A 14,441-nucleotide genomic window follows, 5' to 3' on the forward strand; every position below is an offset into this window, starting at 1 on the left:
ACGCATGGGAAGGAAGAAGCGGGGCGCGCTCCGCGCGTGGCTGCCGAACCAGCACGGCGCGTGGGCGATGCTCGCGGTGCCCTTCGTGGCGGGCGTGTTCCTCGCCGACGGACCCGGGACCGGCCCCCGGTGGGCCCATCTGCCGCTGTTCGTCGCCTGGTTGGCGGGATACGTCACCGCCTTCCACGTCCAGCAGTGGATCCGGCTGCGCCGCCTCTCCCGCAACCCGAAGGCCCCGCGCCGCCACGTCCGCCCCGCCCTCGCCGCGGCGGCGGTGAGCGCGGTCTGCGGGGTGCCGCTCCTGTGCGCCCACCCCTGGCTGCTGCTCGCGGCCGCCTGCGCCGTGCCCTTCGTCGCCGTCAACACCTGGTACGCGTGGCGGAACAAGGAGCGCGCCCTGGTGAACGGCCTGGTGGCCGTGGTCCCCGCCTGCGGCATGCTTCTCGTCACGCTGCGGATGGGCGGCGGGACCCTCGCCGACGGCTGGCGCCCCGCGCTCGCCTGCCTGCTGTTCTTCGCGGGCACGGTGCCGTACGTGAAGACGATGATCCGCGAGCGCGACTCACGCGCGTACTACCGGGCGTCGGTGACGTACCACGCGCTCGCGCTGCCCGCCGCGTACGCGCTGAGCCCCTGGCTCGCCGTCCCGTTCGCGGCGTACCTGGCCCGCGCGGCGTTGCTGCCGGGCAGAGGCGTGAAGGTGGCGGTGGTCGGCGCGGTGGAGGTCATGGGCGCCGTGCTGCTCCTGGCGGGGCTCCTGCTGCTGTTCTGAGCGCCCTGTGGTCTTCGCCCTCTGGTCTTCGCAGGGGCTTCCTGGTGCCTCCGGGCCTCCGGGCGCCCCTGCTGACCGCTCAGAGGGGTCAGAGCAGCCCCTTCCGCGTCAGGTGGTTGAAGAACAGCCACCCCGGCAGCACCGGGAGCCACAGCGTCAGGAGCCGGTAGAGCAGCACCGCGGGCGCCGCCACATCCTTGGGGACGCCCACCGCGATCAGACCGAAGGTCAGCGTCGCCTCGACCGCGCCCACACCGCCCGGTGTCGGTGCCGCGGAGCCCAGCGCGTTGCCCGCGAGAAAGACCACCGCGACGCTCGCGAGGCTCAGCGTCGTCATCTGTTCATTGCCGAACGCCCGGACCGAAGCGTCCAGACAGAGCACGAACATCAGGGTCAGGAGCAGCATCCCGCCGATGCCGGTGAGCAGCTTCTGCGGCCGCTGCAGCACGTCCAGCATGCGCGGCACGACACCCGCGAAGAGCGACCGCACGCGCGTGACGACGAATTTCCGCAGGAAGGGGATCGCGGTCACCACGAGGACCAGGACCGCGACGGAGAGCAGACCGGCGATGACGGTGCGGGACGGCGTGAACGACGGCGTCTTCTCCGTTCCCGTCAGATAGCCGAAGATCAGCAGCAGCAGGATGTGCGAGCCGAGCCCGAAGAGCTGGGAGGCTCCGACGCTCGCCACCGCGAGTCCCGACCGCACCCCGGACCGCTGCAGGAACCGGGTGTTCAGCGCGACACCGCCGACCGCCGCGGGCGCCACGATCTTCACGAACGACCCGGCGACCTGCGCCGCCACCGCCCGCAGGAACGGCACCCGCTCCGGCACGAAGCCGAGCAGGCTCATCGCGGCGGCGAAGTAGCTCAGCGCGGAGAAGCCCACCGCCGCGGCCACCCAGCCCCACTCCGCCTCCTGGAAGAGCGTGCCGAACTCGACGTGTGTGAGCTGGGAGAGCAGGAAGTACGCGCCGATGGCACCGGCGATGAAGCTGATCAGCGTGCGCGGCCTGATCCGTTCGAGCTGCGCCGGTTCGACCGGCGCCGTCGGGCGGATGAGCAGCACCTGGTGGCGGATCTGTGTGAGCAGATCCTCCTCGCGGGCCTGCTCCAGGGCGTCGTCTATGGCCTGCTTCTCGGCCTGCCGCTCCTGCTTGGCGGCTTGCTTCTCCTGCTTCTGGGCCTGCTTGCCCAGCTTCGGGGACTGCTGGTCCGCCGGCCCGTCCCGGCCTGCCGAGCCGTCCGTGCCGTCCTCGGACACCTCCCCGCGCACGCTCTGGCGGGACTTGCGGGAGGCATCGAGGACCGCCTCGCGCTCGCGCTGGGAGCGTTCCCGGGCCAGCTTGCGCAGGGTGGACCGGGTGGAGCGGGTCAGGGCGATGGGCTGCAGCAACGGCAGGCAGTCGGCCACCGCGTCCGGGCCGAGGATCTCGACGGCGGTGGCGACCGCGCGCTCGGCGCCCACGCGCAGGCCCAGGGCGGTCAGGAGCTGGGCGATGTCCATGCGCAGGACCAGGTCGCCCGCGGCGATCTCACCGCCGCGCAGATCCGTGAGGATCACGGTGCCGGAACGATCCACCAGAACCGCGTCGCCCGCGAGCCTGCGGTGCGCGATCCGCCGGGACTGCAGCGCCTGCACCTGCCGCCAGGTGTCGCACAGCAGCTCGTCGTTGATGGCGTCGTCGGGCAGCGAGTCCAGGGAGTGGCCGCCCGTGTGCTCGTAAACGAGCATCACGGCGTCCGGGCCGAGCTCGGAGGTGGCGATCAGCTTGGGCGCGTTGGCCCCGGCGGCGATGGCCGCGTACGCGAGCAGGGCCTCCTGCTCCAAGGCCTGCCGCAGCGACTGCAGACTGCGCCGCTGGGTGATGCCGCGCAGGGTGAGCCGGCGCCAGACGCGGTAGAAGAAGCCCTGCGCCTGCTGCTCGCGGTCGATGACCGTGACGTCGAGGGGCGGCCCGTCCTCCAGGGTGACGAAGTAGCGACGGCCGCGGTCGCCGTGCTCGCTGTCCGGGGACTCCTCGCGGGCGGCGCTCACGGGGTGGAAGCCGACGTGCCGCAGGCCCGCCAGGAGCGTCTGCCCCGTGGGCCGTACGTTCGGCGAGCCGACCGCGTAGAGCGTCCCGTAGGCCACCGCCCAGCCGATGAGCACCGTGAGGATGATCGAGAACGGTGTCGTGTAGCCGGTGACCAGCATCGTGAACGCGTCGAGCAGCAGCACCACGAACAGCACGAGGCGCCAGCGCGGTCTGCGGGACATGCCGACGGCCGTCATGTACGCGATGACGGGCGCGAGATAGCCGTGCACCGGATCGGTGAACGCGTGCAGGTCGGCCGGGGACGGCTTGGTCAGCGCGTCCTGGATGGAACCCGGCGCGGCCTTCGCGACCCACAGGTCGGTGGCCAGCGTCACGCCGTGCGCGAGGACGGCGGCCAGGACGCCGTCGGCGATGCGCAGCCCGTCCCGTTTGATCAGCCGCTCGATCGCGAATGCCACCGGAACGAGCAGCACCCCGATGCTGGCGACCAGACCCGCGACCTTGATCAGCAGATCCGGCGCCTGCTCCGTGCCCTTGTCGATGTCCTGTTCGAGCCCGGACGTCGTGCCGTGCGCGAACGCGGCGATGGACAGGAGCACCACGATGGCGAGGACGCCGACGAGGAGCCGCATGAGGTCGGACGGGCGGTGCACGCGCGCGGAGAGGAGCGGTTCGTCGCGGGCGACGCGGTCGGTGTGCGCCTCGTCGCCGTCGGCGCAGCCGGAGTCGTGCTCGACGTCGGGGGCGGCACCCTCCTGCTCGTGCGCCTCGTGCTCCCGGCCGTCCGTCTCGTTCGTCCGGTCCGTCTCGTTCTTCTGGGGCTTCAGGGGGCGCTCACCGGTGTCCAGGTGCGACTCGGACGCAGAGGTGCCCGCCTTCTCATCGGGATGCACGCCCTGCTGCTCCGTCGTCTCTTCTTGATCTCGTATCACCAGTCATCGCCCGCACGATGGTGGCATGTCCAGCCCGGGGAGGGGGGCAGCAGGGGGCAACGCAAGGATGCGAAGTGGTCACGAAACGACACTTTGCGCCCTGGCGGGCGGCCCGGGGCACGCTCCGTGCCGAACCCGTCACCGTGTCGGTGGCGTGCGGCAGGATGGTCCGGATGAGCGAGGAGAGCCGAACGGGAAAGCCACGGCCCGACGACGTGGCACCGGCGCTGCCGGAGTACGCGGAACGGGTCCTCGACGTCGCGGAACAGATCCCTCCGGGGAAGGTGATGACCTACGGAGACGTCGCCGAGTGGCTGGAGGAGGGCGGCCCGCGCCAGGTAGGACGCGTCATGGCCCTCTACGGAGGAGGCGTTCCGTGGTGGCGTGTCGTGCGCTCGGACGGCGTACTGCTGCCGGGCCACGAACTGCGCGCCCTGGAGCGGTACCGGGAGGAGGGCACCCCGCTGCGGCAGGCCTCGCGCGCCGCCCAGGGGCACGTGCCGAAGGTCGACATGCGCCGGGCGCGGTGGGACGGGGCCGGGGCGGCGGACGGGAGCGGCCGGGCGGCCGGGGGTGGCCGGACGGCCGAGAGTGAACAGATGTTCGGGTGATCGGTGGGCGGCGTGAACGGCGCGGACGATGGACCGGTGGGCGACGGCGCGGAAGGCGACGCCGCGGGCGACGCTCGACCGCAGGCTCCGGGGGCTCACACCTGACAGCTTCCGGCATCCGGCGGCGCGACGGGCGACCGGTGGCCCGTACGGGGGAAGCCACGCGTCCCGCGCGCCCACTGGCGTAGCGTCGACAGCACGCATCCCCGTCACCTCGCGCCCACCGCGCGGCCGCTCTTCGACCAGCACCCCCAGCGGCCGCTCTTTGACCAGCACTTCCACCAGGACCGGCGACCCACGTGAGTTCCCCCTCTTCCACTCGGCACATCCGGCACCCGTCGCACCACCAGGTACGACAGGGGGCCCACGATGGCTACCGACTGGTGCGTACGCCGCCGACCGCGGGGGACCCCCCTCGCTTGGACGCGGGTCAGCGCCGTGTGGTTGACCACAAGGAAGGGCCCCTGCTGGTCCTCGCGGGACCCGGAACCGGCAAGACCACCACCCTCGTGGAAGCCGTCGCCGCGCGCGTCGCCCAGGGCGGGGACCCCGCACGGACCCTGGTGCTCACCTTCAGCCGCAAGGCCGCGGTGGAGCTGCGCGACCGCATGGCGCTGCGCCTGGGGGAGGCGCGCGCCCCGCAGGCCACCACGTTCCACTCCTTCTGCTACGCCCTGGTCCGCGCCCATCAGGACGCCGACCTGTTCGTGGAGCCGCTGCGGCTGCTCTCCGGTCCCGAACAGGACGTGGCGGTACGCGAACTCCTCGCCGGCCAGATCGACCTCGCGCAGGAGGGGCGCGGGCACATCCGCTGGCCGGACGACCTGCGCGCCTGCCTGACCACCCGCGGCTTCGCCGACGAGGTGCGCGCGGTGCTCGCCCGCAGCCGTGAGCTGGGCCTCGGCCCCGACGCCCTGGCCGCCTTCGCCCGCAGCAGCGGTCGGCCCGACTGGAGCGCGGCGGCGGCCTTCCTCGCCGAGTACCTGGACGTGCTCGACCTCCAAGGAGTGCTCGACTACGCGGAACTGGTGCACCGCGCGGTGCTGCTCGCGCGCCGCCCCGAGGTGACACGGGCGCTCGGCGCGCAGTACGACGCCGTCTTCGTCGACGAGTACCAGGACACCGACCCGGCGCAGGTGCGGCTGCTGCACGCGCTCGCCGGGGGAGGCCGCACGCTCGTCGCGTTCGGCGACCCCGACCAGTCGATCTACACGTTCCGTGGTGCCGACGTGAACGGCATCCTGGAGTTCCCCCACGACTTCCCGCGCGTGGACGGCACGCCGGCGCCGGTCGAGGTCCTGAGGACGTCCCGCAGGTCGGGCGCGGAGCTCCTCGGGGCCACCCGGCTGCTGACCCGGCGCATGCCGCTGACCCGGCTGCCCGCGGAGAAGGTGCGGGCCCACCGGGAGCTGACGCCCGTCAGGGATGGTGGCGGCGTCGAGGTGTACACGTACCCGACGGCCGGTACGGAGCTCGACAACATCGCGGACATCCTGCGCCGCGCGCACTTGGAGGACGGCGTTCCCTGGGGCGACATGGCGGTCCTGGTCCGTGCGGGCGCCCGCACGATCCCCGCGGTGCGCCGCAGCCTCAGCGCGGCGGGGGTCCCCCTGGACATCGACGGCGACGACATCGCCCTGCGCCACGAGCCGGCGGTGACACCACTGCTGACGGCGCTGCGGGTGGTGGCGACGGCGGTCGACGCGGAGGGGGCGGGCGAGACGGCTTCGGAGGGGGGCCTCTCTGAGGGGGACGTCTCGGGAGCGGACGCCCCTGCAAAGGATGTCTCCGAAGCGGGCGTCTCCGAAAGGGGCGCCTCCGAAGCGGGTGCCTCCGAAGTGGGCGTGTCCGAGGGCGGCACCTCTGGAGGGGATGCCTCCGAGAGCGGCGTCTCCGAAGCCAGGGTCTCCGAAGCCCGCGTCTCCGAAGCCCGCGTCACTGAGGAGGGCGTCTCCGAAGCCCGCGTCACCGAGGAGGGCGTCTCCGGGAGTGACGGATCGGAAGCCGGTGACAGCGGGGGCGACGTCCCCGAAGTAGCCGCCCAGCGCCGGTCCACCCCCCACCTCACCCCCCGCGCGGACACCACGGCCCCCTCCTGGCTCGACACCGAGACGGCCCTGACCCTCCTCACCTCCCCGCTGGCCGGGATGGACGCCGCCGACCTGCGCCGGCTGGGCCGAGCCCTGCGCGAGGAGGAGCGCGCGGCGGGCAACCACCTGCCGCCGCCCTCCGACGCGCTGCTGGCCCGCGCCCTCGCCGAACCGGAGCGGCTCGTCGCGCACGACCCGACGTACGCCCGTGGCGCCCAGCGGCTCGGCGCGCTGCTCCGCAAGGCCCGTGAGCGCCTCGCGGGCGGCGGCACCGCCGAGGAGGCGCTGTGGGAGCTGTGGGACGGCACGCCCTGGCCCAGGCGTCTGGAACGCACCGCGCGGCGCGGCGGCGCGGCAGGCCGCAACGCCGACCGCGACCTCGACGCGGTGTGCGCGCTGTTCGCCGCCGCGGCCCGCGCGGAAGAGCGCACCGGCGGCCGAGGCGCCCTCAACTTCCTTGAGGAGACCGAGGCGCAGGACATCGCCGCGGACACGCTCACGCGCCGGGCGGCTCGCCCCGACGCTGTGCGCCTGATGACGGCGCACCGCTCCAAGGGGCTGGAGTGGCGGCTCGTCGTGGTCGCGGGCGTCCAGGAAGGTCTCTGGCCGGACCTGCGCCGCCGCGGCTCCCTCCTGGAGGCCGACCGCATCGGCCGCGACGGCCTCGCCGAACCGCTCACTCCCGGAGCGCTCCTCTCCGAAGAACGCCGCCTGTTCTACGTGGCCGCGACGCGCGCGCGAGAGCGCCTCGTCGTGACCGCGGTGAAGGCTCCGGCGGACGACGGCGACCAGCCGTCCCGCTTCCTCGGCGAACTCGGTGTCGAACCCAAGGACATAACGGGACGCCCGCGCCGCCCGCTGTCCGTCGCCGCGCTCGTCGCCGAGCTGCGCGCCACCACGGTCGACCCGCGCGTCTCCGACACCCTGCGCGAGGCGGCCGCCCAGCGCCTGGCCCGCCTCGCCGCGCTCAGCGACACCGACGGCCGCCCCCTCGTCCCCACCGCGCATCCCTACCGCTGGTGGGGCATGTACGAACCCACCGCGAGCGAGGTGCCCCTGCGGGACCGCGACCAGCCCGTCGTGCTCTCCGGCAGCGCCCTCGACCAGCTCGCCAACACCTGCTCCCTGCAGTGGTTCCTGGGCCGCGAGGTGAAGGCGGACGCCCCCGCGACGACCGCCCAGGGCTTCGGCAACGTGGTGCACGTCCTGGCCGACGAGGTCGCCTCCGGACGTACCCCCGCCGACCTCGCCGTCCTGATGGAGCGCCTGGACTCGGTGTGGGACGCGCTCGCGTTCGACGCCCCCTGGAAGTCGGCGCAGGAGAAGGAGAACGCGCGCGTGGCGCTGGAGCGCTTCCTCCAGTGGCACGTGATGGACCGGGCGAGCCGCACCCCCGTCGCCAGCGAGCACGGCTTCGACGTGACCCTGGAAGCCGGTTCCTACGAAGTGCGGGTGCGCGGCTCCATGGACCGCGTCGAGCAGGACGCGGAAGGCCGTGCCTACGTAGTGGACTTCAAGACCGGCAAACAGTCCCCGAGCTCCGCCGAGGTGGCCCGCCATCCGCAGCTCGCCGTCTACCAGCTGGCGGTCCGCGAGGGCGCCGCGGACGAGCTCTTCGAAGGCGTACGGCCCCCGCCGGGCGGCGCCGAACTGGTGCAGCTGCGCCAGGGTGCCGCCAAGAAGAACGGCGGTGAGGCCCTGCCCAAGGTCCAGGCCCAGGAGCCCCTCTCCGGGGAGTGGATCGGAGACCTCCTGGCGACGGCCGCGGGCAAGGTCCTCGACGAACGCTTCACGCCCACCACGGGTCAGCACTGCACCCACTGCGCCTTCCGGGCCTCGTGCAGCGCGCGTCCGGAGGGCCGCCATGTCGTGGAGTGACCCGGCAGGAACCGGCCGTGGCGATTGTCACGTCGCCTCCTTCCCGCGCATAGCACCGCCGTGCGCGAATTAAAGTCCCAGTAAAGACATGCTGTGCACCGGCTGAGGGTGCACCTTTTTGAGGAGAAGTGCGGATATGGCAGCCAATCGGAAGCTCCTGGCAGTGGCCGTGGCCTGCGCCGCCGCCGTCATCGGCGTCACCGGCTGCAGCAGCGACGGCGACAAGGACCCCTTTGACGGCATGAGCGCCGACAAGATCGCCGAGAAGGCATCCAAGGCGTCCAAGGACGCCGGGTCCTTCTCGATGAAGGGTCAGACGAAGCAGGGCGGCGAGACGAGCAACGTCGAGTTCGCCGTGGCCGAGTCCGGCGACTGCAAGGGCACGATGGGCTCCCCGAAGAGCGGCACCGCCGACTTCCTCGCCATCGGGAAGGACTCGTACGTCAAGGCCGACGACAAGTTCTGGGACGCCAAGGGCGGCGGCGCCACGGCCGAGCTCCTCAAGGGGCGTTGGGTGAAGTCCGCCGACAAGGGCGGGAGCGTCTGCAACCCGGACGACATGTTCAAGGCGGACAAGCTCAAGAAGCTGAAGCGGGGAGACGACGCCGAGGTCGCCGGCAAGAAGGCCGCCGTCCTCACCCGCAAGAAGGGTGACGAGACGACCACCTTCTACGTCGCCATGGAGGGCAAGCCCTACTTCCTCAAGGTCGTGAACAAGAGCAGCGAGGGCCCGGGCACGGTGACCTTCAGCGACTACGGCAAGCCCGTCGACGTCAAGGCCCCGCCGGCCAAGGAAGTCGTGGACGCGGCGAAGATCGCCGCCGGCTCCTGACCTCCCCGCACCCCATGAGCGTGCGGTGGCCGCCGACGTCCGGTTTCACCCCGGTTGTCAGTGGCCACCGCTAGCCTCTCTGACGTGTCACCTCGCCTCACCGACCCCGAGCAGCTCAAAGAGCTCCTCGGCATCCCGTTCACCCCGGAGCAGACGGCCTGCATCACCGCGCCGCCCGCCCCGCAGGTGATCGTGGCCGGCGCCGGTTCGGGCAAGACGACGGTGATGGCGGCCCGCGTGGTGTGGCTGGTCGGCACCGGCCAGGTCGCCCCCGAGCAGGTCCTCGGCCTGACGTTCACGAACAAGGCGGCGGGGGAGCTCGCCGAGCGCGTGCGCCAGGCCCTGATCAAGGCGGGCGTCACCGACCCCGACGCGGCCGACCCGGACAACCCGCCCGGCGAGCCCGTCATCTCCACGTACCACGCCTTCGCGGGCCGCCTCCTGGCCGACCACGGCCTGCGCATCGGCCTGGAGCCGACCTCCCGCCTCCTCGCCGACGCCACCCGCTTCCAGCTCGCCGCGCGCGTGCTGCGCGAGGCCCCCGGCCCCTACCCCGCGCTGACCCGGTCCTTCCCTGACCTCGTCAGCGACCTCCTCGCCCTCGACGCCGAGCTCGCCGAGCACCTCGTACGGCCCGAGCGGCTGCGCGCGTACGACACCGAACTGCTGCGGGCCCTCGAAGGCGCCAAGCTCACCAACGCCGACCTGCGCAAGGTCCCCGAGACGGCCGCGGCCCGGCTCGAACTGGCCGACCTCGTCGGGCAGTACCGCGCGGCGAAGCGCTCCCGCGACCTCCTCGACTTCGGCGACCAGATCGCCCTCTCGGCGACGCTGGCCCGCACCCGCGCGGAGGTCGGCGAGATCCTCCGCGACGAGTTCCGCGTCGTCCTCCTCGACGAGTACCAGGACACGTCGGTCGCCCAGCGCATCCTCCTGTCCGGCCTCTTCGGCGGCGGCACCGGCCACCCGGTGACCGCGGTCGGCGACCCCTGCCAGGCGATCTACGGCTGGCGCGGCGCCTCCGTGGCCAACCTCGACGACTTCCCCGAGCACTTCGCGCACGCGGACGGCCGCCCCGCCACACGCCACGCGCTCAGCGAGAACCGCCGCAGCGGCGGCCGCCTCCTGGACCTCGCCAACGGCCTCGCAGAGCCCCTGCGCGCCCTGCACGCGGGCGTGGAGGCCCTGCGGCCCGCACCGGGCGCCGAGCGGGACGGCGTGGTGCGCTGCGCCCTGCTGCGCACGCACGCCGAGGAGATCGGCTGGCTCGGCGACTCGATCGCCCACCTCGTGCGCACCGGCAAGGCACCGGGCGAGATCGCCGTCCTGTGCCGCACGGCCACGGACTTCGCCGAGATCCAGGCCGCGCTCGTCGCCCGCGACATCCCCGTGGAGGTCGTCGGCCTCTCCGGACTCCTGCACCTGCCCGAGGTCGCCGATCTCGTCGCCGTCTGCGAAGTCCTCCAGGACCCCGGGGCGAACGCCTCCCTGGTGCGCCTGTTGACCGGCCCGCGCTGGCGCGTCGGCCCCCGCGACCTCACCCTCCTGGGCCGCCGCGCCCGCCTCCTCGTGCGCCCCGGGCACACCGCCCCCGACGACCCGGACCGGCGCCTCGCCGAAGCCGTCGAGGGGGTCGACCCGGCCGAGGTGATATCGCTCGCGGACGCCCTGGACACCTTCCTGGAGTCCCCCCTCGACCCGGACGACGCCTCCGGAGCCGACGACGGGCTGCCCTTCTCCGCGGAGGCCAGGGTGCGCTTCGCCCGGCTCGCCGCCGAGCTGCGCGAGCTGCGCCGCTCCCTGGCCGACCCGCTCATGGACGTGCTGCACCGTGTGCTCGCCGTGACCGGCCTGGAGGTGGAGCTCTCCGCGTCACCGGGCGCCCTGGCCGCCCGCCGCCGCGAGACCCTCTCCAACTTCCTGGACGTCGCCGCCTCCTTCGCCGCGCACGACAACACCGCGACGCTCCTCGCCTTCCTCGGCTTCCTGCGCACCGCCGCCCAGTACGAGAAGGGCCTGGACAACGCCCTGCCGGGCGGCGAGAACACCGTCAAGGTGCTCACCGCTCACAAGTCCAAGGGCCTGGAGTGGGACGTCGTCGCCGTCCCCGGCCTGGTCGAGGGCACCTTCCCGAGCGCACAGGGCCGCGAGAAGTGGACCGCCCAGGCCAAGGTGATCCCGCACGAGCTGCGCGGCGACACCGCTACGCTGCCCGACGTCGACGCGTGGGACGCCAAGGGCATGAAGGCCTTCCACGAAGCCATGAAGGACCACCAGCGCACCGAGGAGCTCCGCCTCGGATACGTGACCTTCACCCGCCCCCGCTCCCTGCTCCTGGGCTCCGGCCACTGGTGGGGCCCCTCCCAGAAGAAGCCGCGCGGCCCCTCCGCCTTCCTCCACGCCCTGCACGACCACTGTGCGGCGGGCCACGGCGAGATCGAGGCCTGGGCGGACGAGCCGGCCGAGGACGAGGAGAACCCGGCCCTGCACGAGGCGACCGCCGACCAGGCCTGGCCCCTCCCGCTGGACGACGAGTCCCTGGCCCGCCGCCGTGCCGCCGCGCAGACGGTGCTCGCCCACCTGGACCGCCTCACGGGACAGGACCTGCCGGAACACGCCCGCCCCGACGGCTCCCCCGAAGCGGCACCGCTCCCGCACGACGGGGCCCGCCCCTGGACGCACGACGCCCCGCCCCCGGCCGACGACCCCGAATGGCCACCCCCTCCGGAGGACGACGAGCCTCCCTACGAAGAACCTCCCCACGACGAGCCCCTCTACGAAGAGGCCGGCTTCCCCGACGCCGGCCCGGCGGACTGGGACGCCCTGACGACGGAACGCCCGACGGTCCCGCACCCGGCCGACGCCCCCGAGCCGACCCGTGCCGCGCCCCCCGCCGAGGGCGAGCCCGCCCCGCACGACAGCCACGCGCACGTGCCGCCCCCCGCGGCACCGCCCGACACCCGCCCCCATCCCGCCGACCACGCCCCGCCCGGCCGCCCGACCCCGCCCGGCCGGCCCGCTCCGGCCCCGGACGAGGACGGCACCCGGCTTCCCCCGCTCACCCCGGAGGAGGCCCGCACCCTCGCCTCCTGGGACCGCGACCTGGACGCCCTCACCGGAGAGCTCCTGCGCGCCCGCGAAGCCGTCAGGGACATCCCCGTGCCGCCCTCGCTCACCGCGTCCGAGCTGATGCGCCTGGCCGCCGACCCCGACGGCTTCGCGCGGGACCTCGCCCGCCCCATGCCGCGCCCGCCACAGCCCGCTGCCCGCCGCGGCACCCGCTTCCACGCCTGGATCGAGACCCGCTTCGAAGAGCTCACCCTGCCGATGCTCTCCCCGGACGACCTGCCGGGCGGCGGCCCCGACGAGGCGGAGATCGCCGACGAGCGCGACCTGGAAGCCCTCAAGGAAGCCTTCGAACGCACCGAGTACGCCCACCGCGCGCCCTACCGCGTGGAGGTCCCCTTCCAGTTCGTGATCGCGGGCCGCGTCATCCGGGGCCGCATCGACGCCGTCTACAAGGACGGCGACGGGGACGACGCGACGTACGAGATCGTCGACTGGAAGACCAGCCGCACCCGCACCGCCGATCCCCTCCAGCTCGCCGTCTACCGCCTCGCCTGGGCCGAGCAGCAGGGCATCCCCCTGGAGTCGGTGAAGGCCGCCTTCCTCTACGTACGCAGCGGCGAGACGGCCCGCCCGAGGAACCTCCCGGGCCGCGCCGGGCTGGAACGCCTCCTCCTGGAGGAACCGGCCGCCGTCCCGGGGGACGAGCCACCGGGAGAGCCCACCCCGGATGGCGGATAGGCTCGTGACCATGAGCGAGACACCGGACAGCGCCGTCCGCACATACATCGACAACCACCGTGCCGCCTTCCTCGACGACCTCGCCGAGTGGCTGCGCATCCCGTCCGTGTCGGCCCAGCCCGACCACGCGCGGGACGTGCGCCGCAGCGCCGAGTGGCTCGCCGCCCGGCTCAAGGAGACCGGCTTCCCGGTCACCGAGATCTGGGAGACGCCCGGGGCACCCGCCGTGTTCGCGGAGTGGCCCTCCGACGACCCCGAGGCCCCGACCGTCCTCGTCTACGGCCACCACGACGTCCAGCCCGCCGCCCTGGAGGACGGCTGGGACACCGACCCCTTCGAGCCCGTCGTCCGCGGCAACCGCCTCCACGCGCGCGGGGCGGCCGACGACAAGGGCCAGGTCTTCTTCCACACCCTCGGCGTCCGCGCCCACCTCGCCACCACCGGCCGCACCTCACCCGCGGTCAACCTGAAGCTGCTCGTCGAGGGCGAGGAGGAGTCCGGCTCCCCGCACTTCCGCGCGCTCATCGAGGCCCGCAAGGACCGCATCGCCGCCGACGCGGTGATCGTCTCGGACACCGGCATGTGGTCGGAGGACACCCCGACCGTCTGCACGGGCATGCGCGGCCTCGCCGAGTGCGAGATCGAACTGCACGGCCCCGACCAGGACATCCACTCCGGCTCCTTCGGCGGCGCCGTGCCGAACCCCGCCACCGAGGCCGCCCGCCTCGTTGCGGCCCTGCACGACGAGCACGCGCGCGTGGCGATCCCCGGCTTCTACGACGGCATCACGGAGCTCACCGACCGCGAGCGGGAACTCTTCGCCGAGCTGCCCTTCGACGAGGAGAGCTGGCTGCGCACCGCCAAGTCGCACGGCACCCACGGCGAGGCCGGGCACACCACCCTGGAGCGCATCTGGGCCCGCCCCACCGCCGAGGTCAACGGCATAGGCGGCGGCTACCAGGGCGCGGGCAGCAAGACGATCATCCCGTCGTCCGCCGTAGTGAAGCTCTCCTTCCGGCTCGTCGCGGGCCAGGACAGGGACCGCATCGAAGAGGCGGTGCGCGCCTGGGCCGACGAGCGCGTTCCCGCCGGCATCCGCCACACGGTCAGGTTCGGCGCCGCCACGCGCCCGTGCCTGACCCCGCTCGAACACCCCGCCCTGCAGTCGGTCGTACGCGCGATGGGCCGCGCCTTCGAGCAGAAGATCCGCTTCACGCGCGAGGGCGGCTCGGGTCCGGCCGCCGACCTCCAGGACGTCCTCGGCGCCCCCGTGCTCTTCCTGGGCATATCCGTCCCCTCCGACGGCTGGCACGCGCCGAACGAGAAGGTCGAGATCGACCTGCTGCTCAAGGGCGTCGAAACGACGGCCTACCTGTGGGGCGACCTCGCGGAGAACTGGCGCGATGCCCCCTGAGAGCCCCCTGACCGCCGAGCGTGTCCTGCCGCACGCCCCGCCGCACGCCCTGCTGAACCGCCCATT

At 73.3% G+C, this 14,441-nt stretch carries 7 protein-coding genes; 6 read left to right on the plus strand and 1 reads right to left on the minus strand.

Annotated features, from left to right (window positions below; genetic code table 11):
• The first annotated feature begins 4 nt into the window (after positions 1–4).
• A complete protein-coding gene (locus tag ACZ592_RS07900) occupies positions 5–772 on the plus strand; it encodes a YwiC-like family protein (protein WP_471580611.1) in 768 nt (255 codons plus the stop codon).
• A gap of 88 nt (positions 773–860) precedes the next feature.
• Here ACZ592_RS07900 and ACZ592_RS07905 read toward each other — a convergent pair whose 3' ends face one another.
• Complete coding sequence (locus ACZ592_RS07905) at positions 861–3,704, minus strand: lysylphosphatidylglycerol synthase transmembrane domain-containing protein (RefSeq protein ID WP_471580612.1); 2,844 nt, start codon at positions 3,702–3,704, stop codon at positions 861–863.
• 212 nt (positions 3,705–3,916) lie between these two features.
• Between ACZ592_RS07905 and ACZ592_RS07910 the strand changes: the two genes are divergently transcribed.
• The 5 genes from ACZ592_RS07910 (at position 3,917) to ACZ592_RS07930 (ending at position 14,375) form a co-directional block, all read left to right on the plus strand.
• The gene (locus ACZ592_RS07910; RefSeq protein WP_471580613.1) at positions 3,917–4,354 is read left to right on the plus strand and encodes an MGMT family protein; all 438 of its coding nucleotides are present in this window, start codon (positions 3,917–3,919) and stop codon (positions 4,352–4,354) included.
• Positions 4,355–4,653: 299 nt separating this feature from the next.
• Positions 4,654–8,322, plus strand: coding sequence for an ATP-dependent helicase (locus tag ACZ592_RS07915; protein ID WP_471580614.1), 3,669 nt, complete (start codon positions 4,654–4,656; stop codon positions 8,320–8,322).
• A 136-nt stretch (positions 8,323–8,458) separates the two neighbouring features.
• Positions 8,459–9,154: a hypothetical protein gene (locus ACZ592_RS07920; protein ID WP_471580615.1), complete on the plus strand. Its 696-nt coding sequence runs from the start codon at positions 8,459–8,461 to the stop codon at positions 9,152–9,154.
• A gap of 84 nt (positions 9,155–9,238) precedes the next feature.
• On the plus strand, positions 9,239–12,961 hold the full coding sequence (locus ACZ592_RS07925; RefSeq protein ID WP_471580616.1) for a UvrD-helicase domain-containing protein: 3,723 nt from the start codon (positions 9,239–9,241) through the stop codon (positions 12,959–12,961).
• Positions 12,962–12,971: 10 nt separating this feature from the next.
• Entirely contained in the window at positions 12,972–14,375 is a 1,404-nt protein-coding gene (locus ACZ592_RS07930) for a dipeptidase (protein WP_471580617.1), read from the plus strand.
• Positions 14,376–14,441: the final 66 nt, after the last annotated feature.

The organism is Streptomyces sp. NPDC040622 (assembly GCF_055593965.1).

What these genes read in the sequence shown, in the direction of transcription:
- ACZ592_RS07910 (WP_471580613.1), top strand. Translation starts at nt 3,917, where the DNA reads ATGAGCGAGGAGAGCCGAACGGGAAAGCCACGGCCCGACGACGTGGCA.
- ACZ592_RS07920 (WP_471580615.1), top strand. Translation starts at nt 8,459, where the DNA reads ATGGCAGCCAATCGGAAGCTCCTGGCAGTGGCCGTGGCCTGCGCCGCC.
- ACZ592_RS07930 (WP_471580617.1), top strand. Translation starts at nt 12,972, where the DNA reads ATGAGCGAGACACCGGACAGCGCCGTCCGCACATACATCGACAACCAC.
- ACZ592_RS07900 (WP_471580611.1), top strand. Translation starts at nt 5, where the DNA reads ATGGGAAGGAAGAAGCGGGGCGCGCTCCGCGCGTGGCTGCCGAACCAG.